This window comes from Mesorhizobium sp. BR1-1-13 (assembly GCF_020165515.1).
Taxonomy (GTDB): Bacteria; Pseudomonadota; Alphaproteobacteria; order Rhizobiales; family Rhizobiaceae; genus Mesorhizobium.
Map to the genome: position 1 here is coordinate 158,647 of NZ_JAIUIH010000001.1, position 25,174 is coordinate 183,820.

A 25,174-nucleotide genomic window follows, 5' to 3' on the forward strand; every position below is an offset into this window, starting at 1 on the left:
AGGAGAAGGGCTAGCACGCCGCCAGGGCCTTTTCCTGCTTCACACGCTCCTTGAGCGTGTTGGAAATGTCGGGGTAGCGCTTGCCGACCTCGCTGAAGGTGGCGCAGGCCACGTCGTGCTGCTTCAGGCCGACCAGCGACACGCCGAGCTTCAGCAGCATGTCAGGGGCCTTCTTGGCCTTGGGATAGTCCTTGCTGGCGGCGAGGAAGACCTCCGCGGCATCGCGGTATTTCTGCTGGCCAAGCAGCGATTCGCCCAGCCAATAGTGCGCATCCGCCGTTTTGGCGTCACGGGGAAAACGCGCGATGTGGTCGCGAAAACCCTGTTCGGCGGTGCCGTAGTCGCCCGACAGGATGAACTGGTAGGAATTGCGGTAGAGCTCCTCGGGATCGTTCGTGGAAGGCAGCGCCGCAACCACCGTGCCGTCGGACTTGCCCCCCTTCGCCGGAGCGCCGGTGGCTGGAGCGACATCCTGCGCCGGCGCGGTCGCCTGCGTGCTGCCGCCGGCATCGACCACATTGCCGTTCTTGTCGACGGTGATGCTGCCGAAGGTCTTTTCGTGCGCTCCCGTTCCGGGGATCACCTTGCCCGGATCGCCGTTGGAGGATTCGACGATGACGTCCTCGACGCTCTGGCCGCCGCCAGCCGACTGGCCGGCCGCCGCCTGACTACCGGCGTCGGCGGGCGGTTGCGCGGCCGGCGCCTCGGCCACGCTGCTGTCGCCGTCTGCGGGCGCGGCCTGCGACTTCTTCGGTCCGGCCGGCTGCTGCGCGCCTTGCGTGCCGCCTTCGAGCTGCTGGAAGCGGAACTCGTTGTCTTCCTGCTGTTTGCGGATCTGCTCCTGCATCTGCAAGATTTGGAAGTTGAGCTCCTCGATCTTGCCGTTCATCTGGCGTAGCTGGTCCTCGAGCCCGGTGGCGCCTGTGCCGGTCGACTGCTGCGCGAACTGAACCTGGTCCGACTTCTTCTTTTCGCCGAAAATGCCAGGCAACTCGATGCTGGGCAGATGGAAGGAAAAGCCGCTGTCGGCTGGCTGTCCCGTGCCATCAGTCCCTAAGCCACCCGCCATCGCGGTGACGCCTGAAAGGAGCAGCAGCGCAAGCGTGCCGCTCAGAACTGATCTCAAATGCATATGCCTCTCGCCGTGTCGTTAGCTTGTTCGCGCCTTCCAATCGGTATGGGACCAGCCAAGCGCCCTCGGCTCATAGCAGGACGCGAGACTTCGGCCAAATTTTGTTTGAAGGGGCCAAACATGAAAAAGGCGGCCTTTCAGCCGCCTTTCGCAAACCTGTGTTGCATTTTTGCCGGTCGTGTTTTTCGCGTGTCGCTCGAGGCGCGAAAATGTCAGGAACCGGCGCCGCTGAGCGTGGTGACCGCGCGGCGGTTCTGCGACCAGCAGGAGATGTCGTCGCACACCGCGACCGGCCGTTCCTTGCCGTAGGAAATGGTCTTCAGGCGGTTGGCGGAGACGCCCTTGGAGACCAGGAAGTCGCGCGTTGCGGCGGCGCGGCGGGCACCGAGCGCCAGATTGTATTCGCGCGTACCGCGTTCGTCGGCATGGCCTTCGACGACGATCGCATACTGCTTGTACTGGTTCAGCCACTGCGCCTGGCGCGACAGCGTCGTCTGAGCATCGGCGCGGATCGAGGAGGAGTCCGTGTCGAAGAAGATGCGGTCGCCGATATTGACGGTGAAGTCCTGCGCCGATCCAGGCGTTGCGGCACCGGCGCCGTTGAGGCCGAGATCGGCAGCGCTGTTGGGCGTCTTCTTCGAGGCGCAGCCGGTGATGGCAAGTGCTGCCACCAGCGCGATCATGGCCGGGTTTCTGGTAAGTGCTGCGATACGGCCCATGCCGCCTCTCCTTCGCATTTGAGTGATTTCGTTGATCACCCAGTAACCACGTTTGGGTTAACCGGCATTCAAGAAACACGGTTAAAATTTGGTTTAGGGCTGCCCGTCCGCAGCCTTTCATCCGGGTCACAGTTGGCGCGGACCCTAGGCGGAAATGCGGCCAAAACGCGACAAAGGGGTGGAAATGGAGAATTGAGGAATTCAAGAAATGAGGAAAGGGTCATTTCAACTTCTTCCTGAGATTCACCAGCATTCCATAGATATGGACATAGGATTGCCGCCATTCATCGCGCTGCGCGTGCGTGATGTAGCCAAGGTCGAACGCATACGAAATCCACGTCTCTACTTCGCTGCATGATCCCATGGTCATCGAAATGAAACGCGCAAATTCGGGCCTGGAATGGGTCTGTTTGGCAAATCCTTCAGCCAGATTGGCACAGATCGCCTTGCTGGATCGCCGCATTTGGTCAGCCAACGCGTATTGTTCCATTTTCGGAAAAACAAGCGTGGCCTTGTGGACGTCAAGGGAAACCGCATAAGCGTGCCTATACACATCCAAATCCTTCGCGCGCTTGATGTAGCCCGCTTCTCTCTCCATCCCTCAATTCTTCATTTCTTCATTTCTCCAATTCCTCTCACTCCAGTAGCGGCGACCAGGCCGGATCGGAGGCAAAGTTCGCGGTCGGGATCGACTGCTCGTTGCGGCCGGTGAGATCGACAGAAACCAGTTTCGGGCCGCCGGCGGAATCGCGGAAGAACATCAGCACGCGGCCGTTCGGCGCCCAGGTCGGTCCTTCCTGCTGGAAGCCGGACGACAGGATGCGCTCGCCCGAACCGTCGGTCTTCATGACGCCGATCTGGAATTCGCCGCCGGTCTGCTTGGTGAAGGCGATGAGATCGCCGCGCGGCGACCACACCGGCGTCGAATAGACCCCGTCGCCGAAGGAGATGCGGGTCTGGCCCGAACCGTCGGCGCCCATCACATAGATCTGCGCGCGGCCGCCGCGGTCGGAGGTGAACACCACCTTGCTGCCGTCGGGCGAATAGGAAGGCGAGGTGTCGATGGCGGTCGAGTTGGTGAGCCGGGTGGTCGAGCGGCTCCTGAGGTCCATGGCGAAGATGTTGGAATTGCCGTCGTCGCGCAGCAGGCTCATGATTACCTTCTGCCCATCCGGCGAAAAGCGCGGCGCAAACGTCATGCCCGGAAAATTGCCGACCAGTTCGCGCTGGCCGGTCTCGATCTGCAGGAGATACACCCGCGGCTGGCCGCTCTCATAGGACATGTAGGTGATTTCCTGCCGGTTCGGCGAGAAGCGCGGCGTCAAGACGATCGCCCTGCCGTCCGAGAGATAGCGCACATTGGCACCGTCCTGGTCCATGATGGCGAGGCGCTTCTTGCGCGCGTTCTTGGCGCCGGACTCGTCGATGAAAACGACGCGCGTGTCGAAATAGCCCTTCTCGCCGGTCAGCCGCTCGTAGATGGCGTCCGCGATGATGTGAGCGACGCGTCGTTGATTGGCGTCGTTGGCGAAGAACTGTTCGCCCGACATCTGCTGTCCCGCGAACGTGTCCCACAGCCGATACTGCGCGCGGATGCGCCCGTCGGCCTCCTTGCTGACGCTGCCGGTGACCAGCGCCTGGGCATTGATCACCTTCCAGTCGTCGAAGCGAGGCGCTGCGTCAGGATTGGCGATCTTCTCGATGAAGGCGCTTTTGTCGATCGGTGCGAACAGGCCCGAGCGCTTCAGGTCGGCGGTGACGATGCCGGAAATCTGCGCGCCAAGCCCATCGCCCGACTGGAAATCGGTGATGGCGATCGGCAGCGGCTCGACATTGCCCTTGTTGACGTTGATTTCGACGAGCGCCCACGCAGGCATGACGGCGCCGGCCATCGAGCCCAGCGCTACTATCGCGACCATCAGGAGCGGCTTGAGGATGAATTTCATGTCTTCTCGCTTCTCTTCACTGATTCTGCGGAGGGCAGGCCTCAAAGGCCAAGCATTTCCCTCGGATCGAAAGTGACACGGACCTGGGCCCAGATGTCCTGTTTGCCCGCCGGAACCTGAAGGCCGGCCATGTTGCATTTCTGAACCGCACGCACGGCGCTTTCATCGAACTGCCGGTTTCCGCTCGATTTCTCGACGGTGGGCCGGCCATCCAGCTTGCCCGAGGGGTCGAGGTTGAACATGACCACGGCGACGAAATTCTCCGAGCCCTCCAGCCCCGCCGGCAATGTCCAGCAACCGCCAAGCTGATCCGACAGGGCGCCCAGTTCTGATCTCGACAGCTTCTGACCCTGGTCCTTCTCGCCACCGAGCGAAGCCTGCTGTGTCGAACGCTTGGCGCCGCCGCCGGACGGCTTCTGCTTGTCCAGCAGGGCCGAGATCTCGTCGGAATTGAACTGCTTGTCATCCGACTTCGGCTTGGATGAAGCCTCCTTGACCGGTTTGTCGGCGTCCTTGCGCTCCGGCGCTTTGGCGCTTTCGGCCTGTGCCGGCTGCGGCTTCGGCCGCGCCTGCGGCGCGGGCGCGGAGTCCGGCAGTTGGGCATCGTCAGGCTGGTCCTTGGCGATCGCCTGGGCGACCGCGTCCGGCTTCACCTCGGGCGTCGGCTCGATGGCCGCGGTCTTGTCCTGTGGCGGTGCGGGCGTCGGCTCCTTGGCTGGCGCCGGCTTCGGCTCGGTCTGCTTGACCGGCTCGGGCTTGACCTCTTCCTTGGGCTGCGGCGCGGGAGCCACTTCCGTGGCCGGCGTCGGCTTGGGCTTTTCCTGCGGCTTCGGCACGTCCTCGGTCTTCGGCTTTTCGATCGGCGTTGGCGCCGGCGGCGGAGCCGACGTCATGTCGACCGGCTTCGGCTTGGCCTCGGGCGTTACCGGCTTGTCGGTATCGACGCTGTTCTCGCCGACCTTCTGCGCATCCGCCACCACATCGGGACGCTGCGTGGGCAAGGGAGCCGGCTTTTCATGCACCACCGATTTCTTGTCGCCCTGCAGCACCTGGGCAGTGGCTTCGATCGGAACGATGTCGACAGCGACCGACTCCACGTCGGCCGACGGAAGCGCGGCCGGTGCCGACAGCGTGAACAGGCCGAAGCCAATCAGCGCCGCATGCATGATCACCGATGTGGTGAAGCCGGTCCTCATAGTGGGTCTATTGATCCTGTTCCTGCAGTGAAACCAGGCCGATATTCTTGTAGCCGGCGGCCGAAATGCGGGCCATCACCTTCATCGCCGTGCCGTAGTCGGTGGACTTGTCGCCGCGGATGAAGATGCGCTCGTCATAGCCGGTCTTCGAGATCGCCTGCAGCTTCGCCACCAATTCCTCGATCGGGATTTCGGTTTCCTGGAGATAGATCTGACCGGCGGCATTGATCGAAACGGTGATCGGCTGTGTGTCGGCATTCATCGCCTTGGCCTGCGTATCCGGCAGATCGATCGGCACGCCGACCGTCAACAGCGGCGCGGCGACCATGAAGATGATCAACAGCACCAGCATCACGTCGACCATCGGCGTGACATTGATTTCGGCGATGAGGCCATGATGGCGGCCGCGCCGCCTGTGGCCGCGCCCGCCGCGTCCAGCCATGCCTACGGACATTCCCATCGGCTTACTCCTCAGGCCTTCGGCGCTACTTTTTCATCGATTTGGCGCGAGAGTATGGCGGAGAACTCGTCGGAGAACCCTTCCATGCGCACCGCGATCTTGCTCGCATCCGATGACAGCTTGTTGTAGGCGATGACAGCCGGAATGGCGGCGAGCAGGCCGATAGCGGTCGCCAGCAGCGCCTCGGCGATGCCGGGCGCGACCACCGACAAGCTGGTGTTCTTGGAGCCGGCGATCGCCTGGAACGACGTCATGATGCCGATGACGGTGCCGAACAGGCCGATGAACGGGGCGGCCGAGCCGGTGGTGGCGAGGAAGCCGAGGCGGCCTTCGAGCTTCTCCATCTCGCGGGTCAGCGCCAGGTCCATTGCCTTGTCGATGCGGGTTTGTAAGCCGAGTGGCGACTTGGCGCCCTTCTCGAAACTCTTCTTCCACTCGCGCATGGCGGCGACGAAGATGGCGCCCATGCCCGATGTCTTGCGGTCGGCAAGCGTGCGGTAAAGCTCCTCCAGCGACTGCCCCGACCAGAATACCTGCTCGAACCGGTTTAGCGCCAGCCGCATGCGGGCATAGGATACGAGCTTGTCGACGATGATTGCCCAGGTCCAGACCGAGGCGCAGAGCAGACCGATCATGACAAGCTTGACCACCCAGCTGGCCTGCATGAACAGCGCCCAAATCGATAATTGCGCGCCCGGTTCGGCGAGTGCGATATTTTCCATCGTAACGTCCTTAAGATTTCCGGGCGAAGCTGGCGGCTGGCCCCTGGCATCCCTTGTGGTCGGTTCGCACGAAGCTACCGGAACAACCCCAAAACGTGCCTTTCGCGGCCTTTTCGGGGCAAATGTTGGTGAAAGGAAGGCGCCGTATAGCGCCAATCTTCACCAATCTCTTCATGAACCGTTATGGTTAAGGATGGGTTAGTCGATCAGGCGCGGCGCATCGCCGCGCTTCAAGCCGGCGCCGGCGATACCAACGGCGCCGACCCTTTTAACCCGCCTTGGGCATGAACGCTGCGATCCACTCCCTGGGGAAGCGGCGTGGCCGGCCGTTCTCGCCGATGATCGCCGCCTCCACCCTGGCCTCGACCAGCACCTCGTCGCCGCGCTTGAGCTGCTGGGCCATGAAGATGCGCGCGCCGGAAATTTCCTCGGTCCGGGTGTCGATCGTCAGGATGTCGTCCATGCGGGCCGGGATGCGGAAGTCGATCTCCATGCGACGCACCACCCAGACAATTCTTTCGCCATGCTTGCCATCGGCAAGTTCGGTGTGGTGCACCCCGCTCAGCCTCAGATAGTCGGAGCGGCCGCGCTCAAGGAATTCGAGATAGCGGGCGTGGTAGACGACACCGGAGAAATCGGTGTCGGCATAGTAGACCCGCGCCATCAGCCGGTGGCCGAACGGCGTCAGCGCACCGGAAATCCCCGCCAGCAAGGTCGCGGATTCACCATGATCGTCCATTGCGCTTCCTTTTTCAGTCGCGGCAAGGCACCTGTGCCGCGCGTGACATGGCATCGGATGGCACTGTTGACGGCGATGATCAAGACCTTGGCGACGGCGCTGCTCGTGGTGATGGCTCTGTTCGTCGTGATGGCTCTGGCCGAGCCGGGCCAGGCCGCGGCCTTCTCCATGAAGCGCGGGCTCAATCTCGACCAGTGGGTGACCTGGCCGGGCGAAGACCAGTGGGGCGACGCCAAGGCCATCCTGCCTTACCCGGAATGGCGCAAATTTCTCAAGGACGACGATCTCGAGGCTTTGAAGGATGCAGGCTTCGATTTCCTGCGCATGCCGGTCGATCCTTCGCCCTTCCTTTCCGAAAACACGATGGCCTTGCGCGACGATCTCTATGCCAGCGTGCTGGACTCTGTCCGCATGATCAACCGCGCCGGCTTGAAGGTTGTCGTCGACATGCATCTGATCCCCGCCGGCGGCGGGCGCAAGATCGGCATGGCCGAGGTGATGAACAACCCGGTGACATTCGATGCCTATGTCGAGATGGTGCGCAAGATGGCGCACACGCTCGCCGGGGAAGATCCGGCGCAAGTGGCTTTCGAACCGATGAACGAACCGATCGTCGACTGCGACGCCGACGGCACCAGCCTGTGGCCGCAACGCCAGCAGAGATTGTTCGCCGCGGCGCGCTCTTCGGCGACGAGATTGACGCTTGTTCTGACCGGGGCCTGCTATTCCGCGGCGGCGTCGCTGGAAAAAATCGATCCGAAGGCGATTCCGGACGACAACGTCATCTGGACCTTCCATTCCTACGATCCGTTCCTGCTTACCCATCAGGGCGCGACCTGGGCCGGCGATTTCATTCCCTATGTGACCGGCCTGCCTTACCCGCTGACCGCGGTGCCGCAGGCTGAGCTCGACGTCACGCTCGACACCATCCGCGCCAGGATCAAGGCCGAGGCGCCCTGGGCGCGGCAGGGCGGGCTGCTTGCCTATCTCGACGAGCAGGTCGCCAGCATGGACACCGACGCCAAGCTGCTTGGTCTCATGGACGCCCCGTTCAAGGCCGTAGATGCCTGGACGAAGGCCAACGGCATCAAGCCGGAAAACGTCACGCTGGGCGAGTTCGGCATGATCCGCCAGGAATACGGCAATTCCCATGTGATGCCGGCCGGATATCGCGCCGCCTATGTCCGGGACATGATCGCGCGCGCCGAGGCGCATGGCTTCTCCTGGTCGGTGTGGAGTTACGGCGGCGCTTTCGGCATTGTCGACGCCTTCAATGGCGACAGGGCCGAGCCTGATGTGCTGGACGTGATCCGGTCGCTTCATTGAGCGCCGTTGCTCCACGCGCCGGGACCGATCAGCAAGATCTCAGATTGCACGCCGCAAAGCGGTTGCGGACGCTCGATCGCCGGCCGAACGCCGCCGCCGCGGCCGCTATTCTTCCTGAAACAAATTGATCTGCTGTTGCGCCAGGTCCTTCGGCGCGTCGAGGCCAAGATGGCGCCAGGCATTGGCGGTCAGCACACGGCCGCGCGGCGTGCGCTGGATGAAACCCTGCTGGATGAGATAGGGCTCGATGATGTCCTCGATGGCGTCGCGCGGCTCGGACAGGCCGGCGGCGATCGTCTCGATGCCGACCGGCCCGCCGCCGAAATTGCGCGCGATCATCGAAAGATACCGGCGGTCGAGCGCATCGAGGCCGAGCGCGTCGACCTCCAGCCGGGTCAAGGCCTCGTCAGCGATCAAGCGGTTCACATGACCATCGCCGGCGACCGAGGCGAAATCGCGCACGCGGCGCAACAGCCGGCCGGCGATGCGCGGCGTGCCACGCGCGCGCCGCGCGATCTCCAGCGCGCCGTCATCGCCGAGCGGCATTTGCAGAATGCGTGCGCCGCGCCGCACGATCTGCTCCAGTTCCTCGACCGTGTAGAAGTTGAGCCGCACCGGGATGCCGAAGCGGTCGCGCAGCGGATTGGTGAGCAGGCCGAGCCGCGTGGTGGCGGCCACCAACGTGAAACGGGCAAGGTCGATCTTGACCGAGCGCGCCGCCGGTCCCTCGCCGATGATCAGGTCGAGCTGGAAATCCTCCATCGCCGGATAGAGGATCTCTTCCACCGCCGGGTTCAGCCTGTGGATCTCATCGATGAACAGGACGTCGCCTTCCTCGAGATTGGTCAAGAGTGCGGCGAGATCGCCGGCCTTGGCGATGACCGGTCCGGAGGTCGAGCGGAAGTTGACGCCGAGCTCGCGCGCCATGATCTGCGCCAGCGTCGTCTTGCCTAGCCCGGGAGGACCGACGAACAGCACATGGTCGAGCGCTTCCTTGCGGCCCTTGGCGGCCTCGATAAATACTTTGAGGTTGGCCCGCACCGCCGCCTGGCCGACGAAATCGTCAAGCGTCTGCGGCCGCAAACTCTGATCGGCATCCTCGCCGCGTTTTTCGGGAGCGATCAGACGGGGGGACAGGCTCATGCCGCCTTCCTTGCATATGGCCGGGAACCGGACAAGCGTGCGCTCACCGCGCCAGTTCCTTGAGCCCGAAGCGAATCAGCTTCGACGCGTCCGCCTCCTCGCCCGCCGTCTTCAGTGCCGCCGCCACCGCATTGGCGGCGGTGTCGCGGGAATAACCGAGATTGACTAGGGCCGAGACCGCGTCTGTGATCGGCGCGGCTGCCACGCCCTCGCCGAGCTCCTGCTTCAAGCCGATCGTGCCCGAGGCGGCACCGGCATAGGCCGGCGCCTTGTTCTTCAATTCGGTAACGATGCGCTCGGCCACTTTCTTGCCGACGCCGGGCGCGCGGGAGACCATGGCGATGTCGCGCAGCGCGATCGCGTTGGCAAGGTCGGCCGGCGCCAGCGTCGACAGGATGGCCAGCGCCACCTTGGCGCCGACGCCCTGCACATTGCTCATCAACAGCCGGAACCATTCACGCTCCAGCACCGACTGGAAGCCGTAGAGCCGGATCATGTCCTCGCGCACATAGGTCTCGACGAACAGCACCACCGCTTCGCCGGGCGAAGGCAGCGCGGCAAGCGTGCGCGCCGAGCAGTAGGCGACGTAGCCGACGCCATGGACGTCGACGAGGCAATGATCCTCGTCGATTTCGTCAAGCGTACCCTTGAGCTTGCCTATCATGCCGAACAATCCCTCACGATGCCAATGCCGTCATCCGATAGGCGACGCTTTGCCGGTGATGCGCGTGGCAAATGGCTATGGCGAGCGCGTCGGCGGCATGTTCGGTGTCGAAGGTCGCTTTCGGCAGCAGCACCTTTACCATCATGTGGATCTGCTTCTTGTCGCCATGGCCGACGCCGATCACCGCCTTCTTGACGGCATTGGGTGCATATTCGGCAACGACCAGGCCGGCGCGTGCCGGCACCAGCATGGCGATGCCGCGCGCCTGGCCAAGCTTCAGCGTCGCCACCGCATCCTTGTTGACGAAGGTCTGTTCGACGGCCGCCTCATGCGGCATGGCGGAATGCAGGATTTCAGCCAACCCGTCATGCAGTTGGCAAAGCCGCGTTGCCAGCGCCGCCTTGTCTTCGGAACGCACCGTGCCGGACGCGACGAAGCGCAGCGAATTGCCGAGGCTCTCGACAATACCCCAGCCGGTGCGCCTGAGCCCCGGATCGATACCGATGATGCGAATCGCGTCCCCCATCCGGTTACTCTACCTCCGGCGGACAGCGATGCCAGCGAAATGTGAACAAACCGGAAACAGCAGCCTGCCGGGCCAGAAATGCTCCAAACTCCTTAGTTGCGGGCGAAAGCCGTATTGAGCAGGCTGATCTGGGCCGAGACCGGATTGGGCCGGCGGCTCATGGGCTGCATGTCGACCACCGCGCCGGCGCCGTAGATCTCCTCGTCCATGCGGCGCACCAGTGCCTGCAGGCGCAGCGACCGGTTGACGAGGTCGAGGAAATCCTTGGGCAGTTCGGCCCAGCCGGCCGCCTCGTCATGGGCGGAGGCGGTGTCGAGGCGCACCTTGGACTTTTCCGACGCGACCTGATCGCGGGTCATCTCGCCGGAATTCGCGGCGCGCTGCAGAAGCAGCCACGAGGCGACCTGCATCAGCCTTGTGGTTAGCCGCATCGATTCGGCTGCATAGAGCGTGGCCGCCAGCCGGGACAGCTTCTTGGCCTCGGCCCGGCCCTTGCCGTCTAGATACTCCGCCGCCTGTTCGACCAGCCCCATGCCTTCCTGGTAGAGCGGTTTGAAGGAGTGCGAAAAGACCCGACGTTCCGCCAGCTTGACGGTTTTCGCGCTGCCCTTCGAAGGCTCGTTCATCGATGCGCCCCTGCACTTGCAACCGGCCGATTCGGCTTACTGCCGATACACCCGGAACCCTACATAACTGAAGCTTGAAAATGCGCTTCGTCCGGGGTGAAGGCAAGCACATGTTTAACAGAAGGTTAACGCGATCCGGCGCGTGTCGCTGGAAAGCGGACAAAAAAAGAGCCGCGGATAAGGCGGCTCTCAGGAGTTTAACAGGGAGGCGTCAAACAAAGTGGCTCCAACCACTCGGTAAGAATCCAGATCACTGGATGCGCATAGTAAACGCCTGTAAAGCTTAATGAACCCTTAACGGCGCCGATGTTTTTTGAGCGAACCCCGCGCCACTGTGCCGTAACAGCACAGTTCCTGAAGATGTGCCGAGCCTCGACTCAGGCCGTTTTCCACACCGCCGGCAAGGCAATGAAGGCAAACAGCAGCAAGGCCGCGTAGAAACCCATCGAAGACGCCGCCACCAGCGGTTCGATCGCGGCATTGCCGCCAAGCAGGAAGTAGAGCCCGATCAAAAGGCCGATGCCGCTGATTGCGGTCAGCCAGAAGTGAACGACGGCAACCGTCTTCTGTCCGACCGCCGGAAACAGGTGATAGAAGAAGGCGAAGACCGCCGACATCAGCCATCCAGCGACCATCGTATGGGCGTGGGTCGGCATCTGGCCATGGTCCTGGCTGATCGCCATGTACAGGCCGAGCGCCATGCCGCACAGCGCATAGATAACGGCCAGCGTGAAGAAATTCCGTGCTACCCCTTGCATATCTTTCCCCCGAGTTGCCTTTCCCGTGTTCGGGAAAGGGTTGATCGTCAGGCGATTGCTCTCGCCACCGGGCTCCCGGCTCGGGCGCACTAGCATCGGCACTGTTTCTGGACGATGTCGCGCCCCCGGACGCTGCTCATAATGGCAGAAACCCGGATGGCGCGCTCGCAATATCAGCGGCTCCTTACGTTATCCGGCACTTGAAACAGAACTGGTTTTTTCACGACATCGTTCCGAAACAGGCGCGGCGATACACGCTTGGCCATCGAAGCGGTGGGGGGCGACGGCTCGCTTCCTTCGCTACATCAGGCACCGGGGAGAAAGCCATGGATTGGTATTCCATCGTCAAATTGCTGCACATACTTTCGGCGACCCTGTGGGTCGGCGGCGGCTTCGCGCTGATGGTGCTGGCGACGCTTGCCGACCGCTCGGGAAACATCCAGGGAACGCTGCAGGCAATGCGCGCCACGGGCGAATTGGGAAACCGCTTCTTCGCGCCGATGTCGATGCTGACACTGGCCTTCGGGCTGATCATGTGCTGGTTCTGGGTCGGCTTCTCGCAACTGTGGATCCTGATCGGTCTTGCCGGCTACGCGACCACCTTTTCAATCGGCATGTTCGTCTTCAAGCCGAGCGCCGACCACATGGGCGCGATGATCGCCAGGGATGGCGTGACGCCGGCCGCCCTAGCCTATGGCCAGCGCATCCTGCGGGCGGCGCGCTTCGACTATGCGGTGATGCTGGTCATCATCGCCGACATGGTGCTGAAGCCGACCATCGACGACTTCACGGTCCTTGCCGCCATGGTGCTTGTGTTGGCGGCTGGCGCCACCCTGGCGCTCGGCCGACCAAGGCGCATGGTGCCGGGCGTCGCCTGAGGCAGGCGAAAACGGTCGCGGCTACATCAGGCCGGCGATCCCGTCCCACAGAAGCTTCACCGCGACGACCGCCACCGTCGCATAGGTGAAGGGATAGAATATCTCCGGACGCATGCGGCGCACCAGCCAGGCGCCGGCGACGGTGGATAGCGGCGCCAGCGGCATCAGCACCGCCGACGCGGTCAGATTGGTGCTGTCGAACTGGCCGAGCGCGAAATAGGGAACGAGCTTCAGCGCGTTGGTGGCGGCAAAGAAGATCGCCGCCGTGCCAGACAACACCTTCGGGTCGAGCCGGATCGGCAGCGCGTAGACCTGAAAGGGCGGGCCGCCGACATGGGCGACGAAGCTGGTGAAGCCGGCGACCGTGCCCCAGAGGGCCGCGGCGACGCGGTTGGGGTGCGCCGCATGGTCGGCGCCGTGGCGGTACTTCAGATAGAGCCAGCGCAGCACGAAAATGATGGCGACGGCGCCGACGATCAGCCGCACCGCCTCCTCAGTGACCAGTGCGGCCGTCAGCCAACCGAGACCGATGCCGATCACCGCGCCGGGCATCATGTCGGCCAGCATCTTTCTGTTATAGACGCCCCACCACGTCCATACCGAAACGATGTCCATCAGGCACAGGATGGGCAGCAGGATGGCCGCCGCTTGCACCGGCGGCATGGTCAGCGCCATCAGCGGCACGCCGACGAAACCGACCGCACCGCCAAATCCGCCCTTGGACAGGCCGACCAGAATGATCGCCGGGACGGCGGCCGCATAGAACCACGGATCGGAAAGCAGGCCTGACATGGAGGAGGGACTGGTCTGGAGGGAAAGCGCGTCAACGCCTGAATAGCCCAGATTCCCGAGCGGAGCGACAGCAAATGTGGGCGTCGCCACAGCAAGGCCGGCCCATTCTGCTCTGATCTATCGCCGGGCCGAGACCAGCAGGAACATCGGTCGCTCGAGCTCTTCCGCCAGTTCGGGCTTGGCCGCGATCTGCGCGTCCGTCGGACGGAATTCCTCGACATGCTCGATGGTGAAGCCGCACCGGATCAGCGCGTTGAGCGTGGTGCCGATGGTGCGGTGATGTTTCACAACTCCCTTGGCCAGCCAGTCTGTCTTGCGCGGTCCCTCCACCAGATACCGGTCGACAGGCCATGTCTTGCGGCCTTCGGCATCGACAGACCAGCCGGGAAGGGTCGGCGCCATATAGATCGGATGCTCCGTCGAGAAGACGAAATGCCCGCCGGGGACCAGGGACTGATGCACGGTCTGGAACAGCCGCGCGGCATCGCTGACATAGTGCAGGGCAAGCGAGCTGTAGGCGAGATCGAAAGCCGTCCGCGGCAGGCTGAGTTCATCGAGATCGGCGCGTTCGTAGACGATGCCGGCATCCGGGCCGGCGGCACGCGCCCGGGCGAGCATCTTTTCCGACAGGTCGAGACCCAGAACCTCCTTGGCCCCGTGTTCAAGAGCCCAGCGGCAGAACCAGCCGAAACCGCAACCAAGATCGACGATTCGCAAGCCGCCGACGTCGGGAAGCATCGCGCGCAGCGCCGGCCACTCGGCGGCGCCCTCCAGCCCTTCGACGGACCGGCCGAGCTGGCTGTAGCCTGCGAAGAAATCCGGCTGATCGTAGACATTCTGCGCCATGTTCCTTCCTCGTTGTTCATATGCCTGACTGGCGGAGCCGCCACGCATTTCCACCACCGGCAGGCAGAGTCAAGAAACGCGGACCGGTCATGCGCCGAGCGGTGGCGGCCGCCGCCGGATCGGCTGAGCCTTGACGATGGCGGTGCTGGTCTCAGCCTTGTCGGCGATGCGATCGAGGATACCGTCGAGGTCGCCGATCGAACGCACGAACAGCCTGGCAACGAAGCAGTCGTCCCCCGTCACCTTATCGCATTCGCCGAATTCGGCGATCTCCTCGATCAGCTTCTGGACGATGTGCAGCTTGCCCGGGAGCGGCTTGATGCGCACGATCGCCTGCAATGTATAGCCGAGCGCCAGCGGGTCGATCTCGACGGTGAAAGCCCTGATCACGCCACGCTCCTCGAGCCGCCTCAGCCGCTCCGAAACGCTCGGCGACGACAGCCCGACCTGGCCGGCCAGCTCCTTCAGCGAAGTCCGCGCATCCCTCACCAGGATTTCGAGGAGGCGTCGGTCGAGCTCGTCAAGCATTTTACATTCTCAGGATTTCTAGCGCGATGCCTGTTTAAATTAGGAGAAAACAGCTTATCGCCTTTCTAGTTTCATGGAAACCCCTTGAGCCGCATGAGATTATGCCCGCAACGCTTCGGAGGTTTGCCGTGAACGATAAAGTCCGTGGGACGATCGAAATGTCCGCCGCAATGGCGATCCTGGGAACGATCGGATGGTTCGTTGTCCTGTCCGGCCAGCCTATCATGGATGTGGTGTTCTGGCGCTGCGCTTTCGGCGCGGTGACGCTGCTCGTCATCTGCGCCGGCCTCGGCCTTTTGCGCAACAGGCTGTCGCTTCGCGTTTTCGTCATCGCAGCCCTCGGTGGCGCAGCCATCGTCGTCAACTGGCTGCTGCTGTTCAGCGCATTCTCGCGCGCGTCGATCTCGATCGCCACCGCTGTCTACAATACCCAGCCTTTCATGCTGGTCGGCTTCGGCGCGCTCTTCTTCGGCGAGCGGCTGACCCTGACGAAATTGACCTGGCTGGCAATCGCCTTCGCCGGCATGGTGCTGATCGTCGAGGCCGCCCCCGACGCCGGCGAAGTCGGCACCAACTATTTCGCCGGCATCGTCATGGCGCTGGCCGCTGCCTTCTTCTGGGCCGTCGCTGCCATCGTCACCAAGAAGCTCAAGGGCACGCCGCCGCATCTCATCGCGCTCGTCCAGGTCTGTGTCGGCGTGTTGATGCTGGCGCCCTTCGCCAATCTCTCGCATCTTCCGACCGACGCCCGGAGCTGGGCCATGCTGGCAACGCTCGGCATCGTCCACACCGGCCTGATGTACATCCTGATGTATGGCGCCATCCAGAAGCTGCCGACGCATCTGCAGGGATCGCTGTCCTTCATCTACCCGATCGTTGCGATCCTGGTCGACGTCACGGCATTCGGCCATCGCCTGCATCTCAGCCAGCTCGTCGGCGCCGTCGCCATCCTTATCGCGGCCGCCGGCATGAATCTCGGCTGGACATTGTGGAAGCGGAGGCCTGCCGCGGCAGGTCCGCAACCGATCGAGTAACGCCAATCGCCGGCGCCCCGGCGGTCAAGATAGCGATCCCGCCTGCCCGCCTGTTCAAAGCGGGCACTTTGCTCTATGCCGCAATCCAACCATCTTCGCCCGGCATAGGCGAAACCCGGGATCGAAGACCATGAACGACGCAACGCCCCCCAATCGCTGCCGCATCGTGCTGATCGCGCCGTCTGGCGTGCCGGCCGCCCATATTGTCTCGGCCTTCGACGGTGGCGACGTCGCCTCGCTGATCCTGCCGCAGAACGACATGGACGAAGCCTCCTTCCAGGCCTTCGCCGCCGAAATCGTGCCGGCAGCACAGGCAGCCGGCATCGCGGTCGTCATTGCCGGCGATACGCGCATCGCCGGGCGTGTCCAGGCCGACGGCATTCATGTCGAGGTTTCCAAGGCCGAGCTCGCCGAGACGGTCGAGCATTTCCAGGCAAAGATGATGGTCGGCGCCGGCGGCGCCAAGACGCGTGATGACGCGCTCGAACTCGGCGAAGTCAGGCCCGACTATATTTTCTTCGGCCGCTTCGGCTACGACAACAAGCCCGATCCGCATCCGCGCAACCTGGCGCTGGGGCGATGGTGGGCGCAGATGATCCAGATCCCCTGCATCGTCATGGCCGGATCGGAGCTCGCTTCCATCGAAACCGTTGCAGATACGGGCGCCGAGTTCGTTGCGCTGTCGAGTGCGGCGTTCGCCGACGGCGTCGATCCCAAAGCGGCGATCGCGCAGGCCAATGCGGTGCTCGACGAAACCGCACCGCGCTTCGAGGACTGACATGTCTTCGGCAAGGCTTCCCCTTCAGGCCCTGCTTGCCGCGGTCATGATCCAGGCCGCTGCCGCCGAAACGATTCCTTTGCCGCACCCTAAGCCCGATGCCGGCGTGCATACCGACAAGCCGATCGAAAAGCAGTTGCCGCAGCCCGCCACCACCGCCGAGCCAGCGCCATTGCCTTCGGCCGACGCGATCAATCCCGACCGCTTCGGCGCCAAGCCGTCGGATGCGGCCTACGGCGCTTTCCAGCGCGGGCTCTACAAGACCGCCTACAATCTCGCGCTGGTGCGCGCGCAAAACGGCGACCCGGCGGCGCAGACGCTGGTGGCCGAGATCCTGTCGCGCGGACTGGGTGTGCCCCTCCACGCGGCCGAAGCGGCGAAATGGTACGCCGCCGCCGCCGAGCAAGGGGTGCCGGAATCGCAGTTCCAATATGCGCTGATGCTGCTCGACGGCCGCTACGTCAAAAAGGACGAAAAGGAAGCCTATGCGCTGATGCAGGCCGCCGCCGAAGCGGGCAACCGGCTGGCGCAATTCAATTTCGCGCAGATGCTGGTCCAGCAGGACCCCGGCGACGCCGGCATCGCCAAGGCCGTGACTTATTACGAGCGCGCCGCGGCGACCGGCCTCTCCGACGCCCAGTATGCGATGTCGCAGATCTATGCCAACGGCGTAGGCGGCAAATCGCGCGACGACGCCCAGGCCCGGCGCCTGCTGGCTCAGGCCGCGCGGCAAAACTACGACACCGCGCAGCTCGACCTCGCAACCTGGATGATCGAGGGCCGCGGCGGCGGGCGTGATTTGAAATCCGCCTTCGGCTGGATGAAGCAGGCCGCCGAAGGCGGCAATGTCGCCGCCCAGAACCGCCTGGCGAAACTCTATATGCAAGGCATCGGCACCGAGCCGGACCTCGTGCTTGCCGGCGCCTGGTACATCGTGGCCCGCCGCGCCGGCCTCATCGACCCCGAGATGGACGATTTCCTGCAAGGGTTGAGCGACGACCAGACCAAGCAGGCACTGCAGAAGGCGAACCGCTTGCCTTGATGGCGGTTGGCGAAATCGGCCGGCGCGTCGCCCCGTAACTCGGCCCATCCTGCCCACTCCCTTGCCTCTTTGGGTGTTTTGTGGTCTTGGGAGCCCGAAATCGCTGTCTTGCGAACATCTCATTCCCGGATCACATCATCATGGCCAAGATCAACGGCAACGAAATCCGTCCCGGCTACGTCATCGAGCACGATGGCGGCCTGTGGGTGGCCGTCAAAACCAACACCGTCAAGCCGGGCAAGGGCGGCGCCTATAACCAGGTCGAATTGAAGAACCTCATCAACGGCACCAAGCTGAACGAGCGCTTCCGTTCGGCAGAGACGGTCGAGCAGATCCGGCTCGATCTCAAGGATTTTTCCTTCCTCTACGAGCAGGGCGACGCCCTGGTATTCATGGACACCGAGAGCTACGAGCAGCTCGAGCTGGCGAAGGATTTCGTCGGCGACCGCGCCGCTTTCCTGCAGGACGGCATGATGGTGACGGTCCAGCTCTACGAGGAAAGGCCGATCGGTATTTCGCTCCCCGACCAGGTGACGCTGACCATCACCGAGGCGGACCCGGTGGTAAGGGGCCAGACAGCGGCCTCTTCCTACAAGCCTGCGGTGCTGGAAAACGGCATTCGCGTGCTGGTGCCGCCCTTCATCGGCGCGGGGGAACGCATCGTCGTCGACACCAATGAAATCACTTATATGCGCCGCGCCGACTGATGCAGGTCGCCCAAAGGTGGCCCAGGTTTCGGGTCGCCGACATGCATCAGGATAAAGGTTAAAGCGCGGGCAGCAGGAAGAGTTACGATGGCACGCTCAGCCCTTCTCAACGTCATGGTCCAGGCCGCAATGAAGGCCGGCCGCTCGCTGTCGCGCGATTTCGGCGAGGTCCAGAACCTGCAGGTCTCGATGAAGGGACCGGGCGACTATGTCAGCCAGGCAGACCGCAAGGCCGAGGACATTGTCTTTGCCGAACTGTCGAAGGCGCGGCCCGGCTACGGCTTCCTGATGGAAGAGCGCGGCACGATCACCGGCGATGACAGCCAGCACCGCTGGATCGTCGATCCGCTCGACGGCACCACCAATTTCCTGCACGGCATTCCGCTTTTCGCTGTCTCGATCGCGCTCGAGCGCCAGGGCCAGATCGTGGCCGGCGTCATCTACAATCCGGCGATGGACGAGCTCTATACGACCGAACGCGGCGGCGGCGCCTTCATGAACGATCGCCGCCTGCGTGTCGCCGGCCGCACCAAGCTCATCGACAGCGTCATCGGCTGCGGCGTGCCGCATCTGGGGCGTGGCCAGCATGGCAATTTCCTGATCGAATTGCGCAATGTCATGGCCGAGGTTTCCGGCGTCCGGCGCCTGGGTTCGGCCTCGCTCGATCTCGCTTACGTCGCCGCCGGCCGCATGGACGGGTTCTGGGAAGTCGGCCTGTCGCCTTGGGACATCGCAGCCGGCCTGTTGCTGATCCGTGAAGCAGGAGGGTTCGCCTCCGACATGGACGGCGGCCAGGACATGCTCGACAACGGTTCGGTCGTTGCCGGCAACGAGATCATCCAGCGCGCGCTCCTGAAAACCGTGAAAAAGCCCCTCGCTGCCCGCTGAAGCAGGAAAAAGCGTAGTGTAAAATCAAATCCCCGCCGCGCTGAAGCGACGCAGTCGCAAAACGGCAAACAAAGCTTGAAATACTGTCCGGCGCTTGCCCAGATAGGGTTGACGCAGGACGATGATGATCAAGACGCCGCCGCAGATCGAGATTCCCTTTGTCGGACGATGGCACTATTCGCGTGCCGAGATGATCGCCGACGGCATCGTCCATGCCGTCGGCATCGTGCTGGCGATAGCGGCCGGTTCGGCGCTGCTGGCGCTGGCCGCCTCCCGGGTCGGACCGGGTGAATACATCGCCGCCGCTTTCTATGTCGTATCGCTGCTCACCGTGCTCTCGGTGTCGCTGACCTATAATCTATGGCCGGTGACCTCGCCGGTGAAGTGGATTTTGCGGCGTTTCGACCACGCTGCGATCTATCTGCTGATCGCCGCCACCTACACGCCCTTTCTCGCGCAGCTCGACGGCTCGGCGCTGGCCGGCTGGATGATCGTCCTGGTCTGGACCGCGGCCATCATCGGCATCGCCATAAAGGTGTTTTTCCCCGGCCGCTTCGACCGGCTGGCGATCGTCTTCTATCTCGCCATCGGCTGGAGCGGCATCGTCCTGGTCGAGCCGCTCGTCGAGACTCTGCCGACCACCTCGATCGTGCTCATTGTCGCCGGCGGCGTCGTCTATTCCTGCGGCGTCATCTTCTTCGCCTGGAAAGGGCTGCGCTTCCACAATGCGCTGTGGCACGGCTTCGTCGTCACTGGCGCCGGCCTGCATCTGGCGGCGATGGTCGATTGTCTGGTCATCAATCGCCTGTAAAGCCGCTTGCGGCTATATTGCCAAGCACCATTCAATTTGGTCACAATTCCGTTTAGAGTCGCGGGCACGTGATCGGCGGCAGTGGCATCGGAAACGGGGCACGGATGGCTTTTCTCAGATCCTTCGGCATGGGCAGGCGCTCCGACGTGCTGATCTACGACCCACATAAATTGTCGAGCCCGCAGGTCTTCCTGCTGACCATGGTTATCTTCCTGGCCATCGTCGCCTTCATCGCAGCGATCCTGACCCGGCAGATCTCGACCGCCTTTGTCACCAATCCGGGGCTCAACGGCCTGATCATCGGCGTGCTTGCCGTCGGCATCCTTTTGGCCTTCGTCCAGGTCGGGCGGCTGTTTCGTGAAGTGCGCTGGGTCAACTCCTTCCGCGCTGGCTCCGAGATCACCGAACCGGTGCTGCTGGCGCCGATGAAGGCGATGATCGGCCGCTCGTCGAGCATGGCGTTTTCGACCAGTTCGATGCGCACCATGCTCGATTCCATCGCCACGCGCCTCGATGAAAGCCGCGACACCTCGCGCTACCTCGTCGGCCTCCTGGTGTTCCTTGGCCTGCTCGGCACTTTCTGGGGCCTGCTGAACACGATCGGCTCCATCCGCGAGACAATCGAGTCGCTCGATCCCGGCACGGGCGACGCCGCCGCTGTGTTGGATTCCCTGAAGCAAGGGCTGTCGGCGCCGCTCGCCGGCATGGGCACGGCTTTCTCGTCCTCGCTGTTCGGCCTGTCCGGCTCGCTCGTTCTCGGTTTTCTCGACCTGCAGGCCGGCCGCGCCCAGACGCGCTTCTACACCGAGCTGGAGAACTGGCTGTCCTCGGTCACCGACCTGTCGTCCGACATCGTCGTCTCCGACGCGGTCCGGACCGAGCCTTCCGACGAAATCCGCCTGCTGTCCGAGCGGCTGCGCAGCATGCAGGAGAATGGCGGCGGCTCCAACCCGCGCGTTGCCACCGCCATGGCCAATCTCGCCGACGGCATTTCCGGCCTGGTCAAGAACATGCGCTCCGAGCAGCAGATCATGCGCGACTGGGTCGAAGCGCAGTCGGATGAACAAAAGGCGATGCGCAACACGCTGGAAAAGATCGCCGACGCCCTGAAGAAGACCGGGGTGCACTAGCATGGCGCTCGCCAGGAGCCGGCGCGCCGACCGCCGTATCGACTATTGGCCGGGCTTCGTCGACGCGCTGTCGACGCTGCTTCTGGCCATCATGTTCCTGCTCACCGTCTTCGTGCTGGCGCAGTTCCTGCTCGGCCGCGAAATCTCCGGCAAGGACGCCGTGCTCAACCGCCTCAATTCGCAGATCAACGAACTGACGCAGCTTCTGGCGCTGGAGCGTTCCACGACGCAGGACAAGGAGGATTCGCTCGCCAATCTGCAGGCATCGCTGTCGGCGGCGGAGGCGGAGAAGAGCCGGCTCCAGCAGTTGCTGGCGCAAGGTGCGGGCGCCGGTGATGCAGCCAACCAGCGCGCGGCGGCGCTGACGGGCGAGCTCGACAGCCAGCGCCAGATCAGCCAGCAGGCACTGAGCCAGGTCGAGATCCTCAATCAGCAGATCGCGGCCTTGCGCAAGCAGATCGGCGCGCTCGAGGATGCGCTCAACGTCTCCGAGGCCCGCGACCGCGATTCCAACACCAAGATCGCCGACCTTGGCCGCCGCCTCAACGTGGCGTTGGCGCAGCGCGTGCAGGAACTCAACCGCTACCGCTCCGACTTCTTCGGCCGCCTGCGGGAGATCCTCGCCGACCGCGAGAACATCCGCATCGTCGGCGACCGCTTCGTCTTCCAGTCGGAAGTGTTGTTTCCGACCGGCTCGGAGGTGATCAACGATGCCGGCAAGGTCGAGATGAAGAAACTTGCCGACGCCATCATCGAATTACAGAAGGAGATCCCCCCGGAGATCAACTGGGTGCTGCGCGTCGATGGCCATACCGACAACAAGCCGTTGTCCGGCACCGGTCGCTATCGCGACAATTGGGAGCTGTCGACGGCGCGCTCGACTTCCGTAGTGAAGTTCCTGATCGAGAACGGCGTGCCGGCCAACCGGCTGGTCGCCGCCGGCTTCGGCGAGTTCCAGCCGCTCGACCCCGCCGACACCGAAGAGGCGCGCAACAAGAACCGCCGGATCGAACTGAAGCTCACCGAACGGTGATCCATCATCACGCGATCTCACGCGAATTTGTTCGCCGGCTCAACTCTAGGGCGCAGGTGCGCACCGGCAAGGCCTGAAAAGATTATCTTTTTTTAATTACACTTCGCCACGGAGCGCTCCTAGCGTGTCGCGCAGGGCCGAGAACCGCCGGCGATGCCTCCCATCGCGACGCGACGGAACTGGACGGCCCGCATCGTCCGGAAGCGGAACGCAGAGCCGTTCTTTTCCGCAGCAAAAAGGAGGCGCCGTCATGCGCTCTTCAGCATCTCTCAAGACTGCAACCCTTGCCGCGATTCTTGTCGCCGCCCCCCTTGCCGGCGCCTACGCCGCGGGTCACCACAGGGGCGCGCTCGACGCGACCGACCCGACCGACATGACCGGCCCGCGTGTCGAGGCTCTCATTGAACAGGTTCAAGGCGTCCATCAGGGCATAATCACCGCCAGACAGGCCAACAACATCACCCCGGCCGCGGCGGAGCGCCTGGAGATGCGCACCGCTCGCATAGGTCAGGCGGCCGAGAAGATTGCCTCGTCGGATCACGGCAGGATACCGGCCGCACAATATCATGACCTGCTGCGCCGTCTCGACAATGTCGACCAGCGGCTGAGGGTCGACGTCGGCAGCGGCTTCCTGATGGGCGACGGCGCCGACGGCGGGAACTATCCGAACGGCTGAGGCCATTCTGATCGCGGCCCAAGAGGAAGGGACCACCTGGCGTCTACGGGACCCGATCTCGCAGGCGCCTCTTTTCCTCACCAGCCGAGCCAGACCGCGACCAAGGCAGCCGCTGCCGGCGCGGCCTGCACGAACAGGATCTTGCGACCGACCGTTGCCGCCCCGTAGAGCCCGGCAACGGCCACGCAGAGCAGGAAGAAAACCTTGACCTGGAACCCGGCCGCGCCGAGGGAGAGCGCCCAGATCAGGCCGGCGGCGAGAAAGCCGTTGTAGAGCCCCTGATTGGCGGCAAGCACCTTCGAGGCGCTGGCGAATTCCGGCGTCAGCCGGAATGCCTTGTGCCCGCGCGGCGTGTCCCAGAGCACCATCTCCAGATAGACGATATAGACATGGATCAAGGCCACCAGTCCGACCAGGATGTTGCCGATCATTGTGTTCCCCCGTGATGTGTCATGGCCAGCATTCCACGCGTCGGCTCGCCAGCGCAAGGCGCATCTGCCGGACGGCGCGTGAGGGTTGCAAACGCTCAGGCGTTGGTATCTTTTCGCCCCGTCCCAATCACGGAAGCCACCATGTCCTTTCAAAAACTCGATGACCTCGGCCATAAGCTCGAAGCCCTGGAGCACGCGCTGGCCATCCTCGGCGCCGATGAAGCGACCCACATGGCCGTCGGCGGCGGCGAGAAGCGCGCCGAGGCCATGGCGGCACTTGCCGGCATGTACCACACCAGGGCGACCGCGCCGGAAATAGCGGACTGGATCGCCGCCGCCGAAGGCGAAGCGCTTGACGATGAACAGCGGGCGGCGCTGGCCGAACTGCGGCGGCACTACACCAACCTGACCTGCCTGCCTGTCGAATTCGTCGAACGCCAGACGACCGCCCGCATGCGCTGCGAGCAGTTGTGGCGCGACCTGCGGGCCAAGAACGACTGGGCGGGCTTCCTGCCGGCGCTTGAGGGCGTCGTGGCGCTGGTGCGCGAAGAGGCGGCCCTACGCGCCGACATTCTCGGCCTCGCCCCCTACGACGCGCTGATGGAGCAATACGACCCCGGCAACCGCGCCGCGGATATCACGCCTGTCTTCACCGAGCTGAGGACATTTCTCAGGGGTTTCGTGCCGGAAGCATTGGCGGTGCAGGAAGCGCGGCTGCGCAAGCGACCTCTGAAGCCGCTTTCGGGAACCTATGCGGTCGACAGGCAGCGCGAACTCGGCCTCGCCATGATGGCGGCGGTCGGCTTCGACCTGACGCACGGCTCGCTGTCGGTGTCGCACCATCCGTTCTGCGGCGGTGTGCCGAGCGACGTGCGCATCACCACCCGCTACAAGACGTCCGATTTCCTGTCGGCGCTGATGGGCGTGCTGCACGAGACCGGCCATGCACTCTACGAGCAGAATCTGCCCAAGGCCTGGTCGCACTGGCCGCTCGGCAAGGCGCGCGGCATGGCGGTGCATGAAAGCCAGAGCCTGTTCGTTGAAAAGCAGATCGGGCGCAATCCCGCCTTCTGGCGTTGGGCATTGCCGGTCGTGGAAAAGCATCTCGGCGAAGCCTGGTCGCTCGACGACATCCTGCCGCATGTCCACCATGTCGAGCGTGGCCTGATCCGTGTCGATGCCGACGAGGTGACATACCCGCTTCATGTCATCCTGCGCTACGAGCTGGAGCAGGAGCTCGTCTCCGGCAAGATCGAGGTGGCCGACCTGCCCGAGGCCTGGGATGCCAGGATGCGCGACTACCTCGGCCTCTCAACCATCGACAATCCCGCGGACGGGCCGATGCAGGACGTGCATTGGCCTGCTGCCGCCTTTGGCTACTTTCCGTCCTACACGCTGGGCGCCATGATGGCGGCGCAGCAATGGGCTGCGCTGACACGGGAGCATCCGTCGGCCGATGACGATCTTGCCAAGGGCAATTTCGGTGCCATCAACGATTGGCGCCGCAAGAACATATGGTCGCAGGGCTCGCGCTGGTCGACGCCCGACCTGCTCGAGCGCGCCACCGGTGAAAAGCTCAATGCCGTCTATTTCACCGACCACCTGCGCAAACGTTATGGAGCCGCGTGAGCACGCCCAGCGTA

At 63.6% G+C, this 25,174-nt stretch carries 29 protein-coding genes; 12 read left to right on the forward strand and 17 right to left on the reverse strand.

The window, feature by feature from the left end:
• Positions 1 to 10: 10 nt before the first annotated feature.
• The 8 genes from ybgF to ybgC all read right to left on the reverse strand — a co-directional run bounded on the left by ybgF (position 11) and on the right by ybgC (position 6,914).
• Complete coding sequence (gene ybgF / locus LB533_RS00810; protein ID WP_224676448.1) at positions 11 to 1,132, reverse strand: tol-pal system protein YbgF; 1,122 nt, start codon at positions 1,130 to 1,132, stop codon at positions 11 to 13.
• A 212-nt stretch (positions 1,133 to 1,344) separates the two neighbouring features.
• On the reverse strand, positions 1,345 to 1,851 hold the full coding sequence (pal, locus tag LB533_RS00815) for a peptidoglycan-associated lipoprotein Pal (protein ID WP_140641328.1): 507 nt from the start codon (positions 1,849 to 1,851) through the stop codon (positions 1,345 to 1,347).
• A 220-nt stretch (positions 1,852 to 2,071) separates the two neighbouring features.
• Entirely contained in the window at positions 2,072 to 2,449 is a 378-nt protein-coding gene (locus tag LB533_RS00820) for a four helix bundle protein (RefSeq protein ID WP_224676449.1), read from the reverse strand.
• A gap of 37 nt (positions 2,450 to 2,486) precedes the next feature.
• Positions 2,487 to 3,797, reverse strand: a complete 1,311-nt coding sequence (gene tolB, locus LB533_RS00825; RefSeq protein ID WP_140641326.1) for a Tol-Pal system beta propeller repeat protein TolB — start codon at positions 3,795 to 3,797, stop codon at positions 2,487 to 2,489.
• A gap of 41 nt (positions 3,798 to 3,838) precedes the next feature.
• Entirely contained in the window at positions 3,839 to 4,993 is a 1,155-nt protein-coding gene (locus LB533_RS00830) for an energy transducer TonB (RefSeq protein ID WP_224676450.1), read from the reverse strand.
• 7 nt (positions 4,994 to 5,000) lie between these two features.
• Positions 5,001 to 5,453, reverse strand: coding sequence for a protein TolR (tolR, locus tag LB533_RS00835; RefSeq protein ID WP_140493239.1), 453 nt, complete (start codon positions 5,451 to 5,453; stop codon positions 5,001 to 5,003).
• 11 nt (positions 5,454 to 5,464) lie between these two features.
• Positions 5,465 to 6,175, reverse strand: coding sequence for a protein TolQ (tolQ, locus tag LB533_RS00840; RefSeq protein WP_140550852.1), 711 nt, complete (start codon positions 6,173 to 6,175; stop codon positions 5,465 to 5,467).
• Between the two features lie 268 nt (positions 6,176 to 6,443).
• Positions 6,444 to 6,914, reverse strand: coding sequence for a tol-pal system-associated acyl-CoA thioesterase (ybgC, locus tag LB533_RS00845; protein ID WP_140641323.1), 471 nt, complete (start codon positions 6,912 to 6,914; stop codon positions 6,444 to 6,446).
• 57 nt (positions 6,915 to 6,971) lie between these two features.
• Between ybgC and LB533_RS00850 the strand changes: the two genes are divergently transcribed.
• Positions 6,972 to 8,240: a glycoside hydrolase family 5 protein gene (locus LB533_RS00850; protein WP_224676451.1), complete on the forward strand. Its 1,269-nt coding sequence runs from the start codon at positions 6,972 to 6,974 to the stop codon at positions 8,238 to 8,240.
• 105 nt (positions 8,241 to 8,345) lie between these two features.
• On the opposite strand, the gene ruvB is transcribed toward LB533_RS00850, so the two are convergent.
• The 5 genes from ruvB to LB533_RS00875 form a co-directional block, all read right to left on the reverse strand.
• A complete protein-coding gene (gene ruvB / locus LB533_RS00855) occupies positions 8,346 to 9,383 on the reverse strand; it encodes a Holliday junction branch migration DNA helicase RuvB (protein WP_140493220.1) in 1,038 nt (345 codons plus the stop codon).
• 43 nt (positions 9,384 to 9,426) lie between these two features.
• On the reverse strand, positions 9,427 to 10,047 hold the full coding sequence (ruvA, locus tag LB533_RS00860; RefSeq protein WP_224676452.1) for a Holliday junction branch migration protein RuvA: 621 nt from the start codon (positions 10,045 to 10,047) through the stop codon (positions 9,427 to 9,429).
• A gap of 13 nt (positions 10,048 to 10,060) precedes the next feature.
• The gene (gene ruvC / locus LB533_RS00865) at positions 10,061 to 10,573 is read right to left on the reverse strand and encodes a crossover junction endodeoxyribonuclease RuvC (protein ID WP_140641317.1); all 513 of its coding nucleotides are present in this window, start codon (positions 10,571 to 10,573) and stop codon (positions 10,061 to 10,063) included.
• A 92-nt stretch (positions 10,574 to 10,665) separates the two neighbouring features.
• Complete coding sequence (locus LB533_RS00870) at positions 10,666 to 11,199, reverse strand: DUF1465 family protein (RefSeq protein WP_224676453.1); 534 nt, start codon at positions 11,197 to 11,199, stop codon at positions 10,666 to 10,668.
• Between the two features lie 377 nt (positions 11,200 to 11,576).
• Entirely contained in the window at positions 11,577 to 11,957 is a 381-nt protein-coding gene (locus LB533_RS00875; RefSeq protein ID WP_140550847.1) for a cbb3-type cytochrome c oxidase subunit I, read from the reverse strand.
• Between the two features lie 326 nt (positions 11,958 to 12,283).
• On the opposite strand from LB533_RS00875, the gene LB533_RS00880 reads away from it, so the two are divergent.
• Positions 12,284 to 12,835, forward strand: a complete 552-nt coding sequence (locus LB533_RS00880) for a DUF2269 family protein (RefSeq protein WP_224676454.1) — start codon at positions 12,284 to 12,286, stop codon at positions 12,833 to 12,835.
• A gap of 21 nt (positions 12,836 to 12,856) precedes the next feature.
• Here the strand turns inward: LB533_RS00880 and LB533_RS00885 are convergent, their stop codons facing one another.
• From LB533_RS00885 to LB533_RS00895, 3 genes are all read right to left on the reverse strand, one after another.
• Positions 12,857 to 13,627 (reverse strand): sulfite exporter TauE/SafE family protein, encoded by a 771-nt coding sequence (locus LB533_RS00885; RefSeq protein WP_224676455.1) that lies wholly within the window; start codon positions 13,625 to 13,627, stop codon positions 12,857 to 12,859.
• A 117-nt stretch (positions 13,628 to 13,744) separates the two neighbouring features.
• Complete coding sequence (locus tag LB533_RS00890) at positions 13,745 to 14,473, reverse strand: class I SAM-dependent methyltransferase (protein ID WP_224676456.1); 729 nt, start codon at positions 14,471 to 14,473, stop codon at positions 13,745 to 13,747.
• An 87-nt stretch (positions 14,474 to 14,560) separates the two neighbouring features.
• Positions 14,561 to 15,001, reverse strand: coding sequence for an Lrp/AsnC family transcriptional regulator (locus LB533_RS00895; protein ID WP_224676457.1), 441 nt, complete (start codon positions 14,999 to 15,001; stop codon positions 14,561 to 14,563).
• 128 nt (positions 15,002 to 15,129) lie between these two features.
• Between LB533_RS00895 and LB533_RS00900 the strand changes: the two genes are divergently transcribed.
• The 9 genes from LB533_RS00900 to LB533_RS00940 all read left to right on the forward strand — a co-directional run bounded on the left by LB533_RS00900 (position 15,130) and on the right by LB533_RS00940 (position 23,100).
• Entirely contained in the window at positions 15,130 to 16,035 is a 906-nt protein-coding gene (locus LB533_RS00900; protein WP_224676458.1) for a DMT family transporter, read from the forward strand.
• Between the two features lie 130 nt (positions 16,036 to 16,165).
• Positions 16,166 to 16,813 (forward strand): thiamine phosphate synthase, encoded by a 648-nt coding sequence (locus LB533_RS00905; protein ID WP_224676459.1) that lies wholly within the window; start codon positions 16,166 to 16,168, stop codon positions 16,811 to 16,813.
• Between the two features lies 1 nt (position 16,814).
• Positions 16,815 to 17,855, forward strand: a complete 1,041-nt coding sequence (locus LB533_RS00910) for a tetratricopeptide repeat protein (RefSeq protein ID WP_224676460.1) — start codon at positions 16,815 to 16,817, stop codon at positions 17,853 to 17,855.
• A 140-nt stretch (positions 17,856 to 17,995) separates the two neighbouring features.
• Positions 17,996 to 18,562, forward strand: coding sequence for an elongation factor P (efp, locus tag LB533_RS00915; protein WP_140493174.1), 567 nt, complete (start codon positions 17,996 to 17,998; stop codon positions 18,560 to 18,562).
• Between the two features lie 87 nt (positions 18,563 to 18,649).
• Positions 18,650 to 19,450, forward strand: coding sequence for an inositol monophosphatase family protein (locus LB533_RS00920; RefSeq protein ID WP_140641300.1), 801 nt, complete (start codon positions 18,650 to 18,652; stop codon positions 19,448 to 19,450).
• A 124-nt stretch (positions 19,451 to 19,574) separates the two neighbouring features.
• The gene (gene trhA / locus LB533_RS00925; protein ID WP_224676461.1) at positions 19,575 to 20,261 is read left to right on the forward strand and encodes a PAQR family membrane homeostasis protein TrhA; all 687 of its coding nucleotides are present in this window, start codon (positions 19,575 to 19,577) and stop codon (positions 20,259 to 20,261) included.
• 104 nt (positions 20,262 to 20,365) lie between these two features.
• Positions 20,366 to 21,391, forward strand: coding sequence for a MotA/TolQ/ExbB proton channel family protein (locus LB533_RS00930; RefSeq protein ID WP_140493167.1), 1,026 nt, complete (start codon positions 20,366 to 20,368; stop codon positions 21,389 to 21,391).
• 1 nt (position 21,392) lies between these two features.
• A complete protein-coding gene (locus tag LB533_RS00935) occupies positions 21,393 to 22,424 on the forward strand; it encodes a peptidoglycan -binding protein (RefSeq protein ID WP_140641296.1) in 1,032 nt (343 codons plus the stop codon).
• Positions 22,425 to 22,674: 250 nt separating this feature from the next.
• Positions 22,675 to 23,100: a hypothetical protein gene (locus LB533_RS00940; RefSeq protein ID WP_140641294.1), complete on the forward strand. Its 426-nt coding sequence runs from the start codon at positions 22,675 to 22,677 to the stop codon at positions 23,098 to 23,100.
• Positions 23,101 to 23,177: 77 nt separating this feature from the next.
• On the opposite strand, the gene LB533_RS00945 is transcribed toward LB533_RS00940, so the two are convergent.
• Positions 23,178 to 23,531: a DUF1304 domain-containing protein gene (locus tag LB533_RS00945; RefSeq protein WP_140641292.1), complete on the reverse strand. Its 354-nt coding sequence runs from the start codon at positions 23,529 to 23,531 to the stop codon at positions 23,178 to 23,180.
• 141 nt (positions 23,532 to 23,672) lie between these two features.
• Here LB533_RS00945 and LB533_RS00950 point away from each other — a divergent pair, with 141 nt between their 5' ends.
• Positions 23,673 to 25,160, forward strand: a complete 1,488-nt coding sequence (locus LB533_RS00950; protein WP_224676462.1) for a carboxypeptidase M32 — start codon at positions 23,673 to 23,675, stop codon at positions 25,158 to 25,160.
• Positions 25,161 to 25,174: the final 14 nt, after the last annotated feature.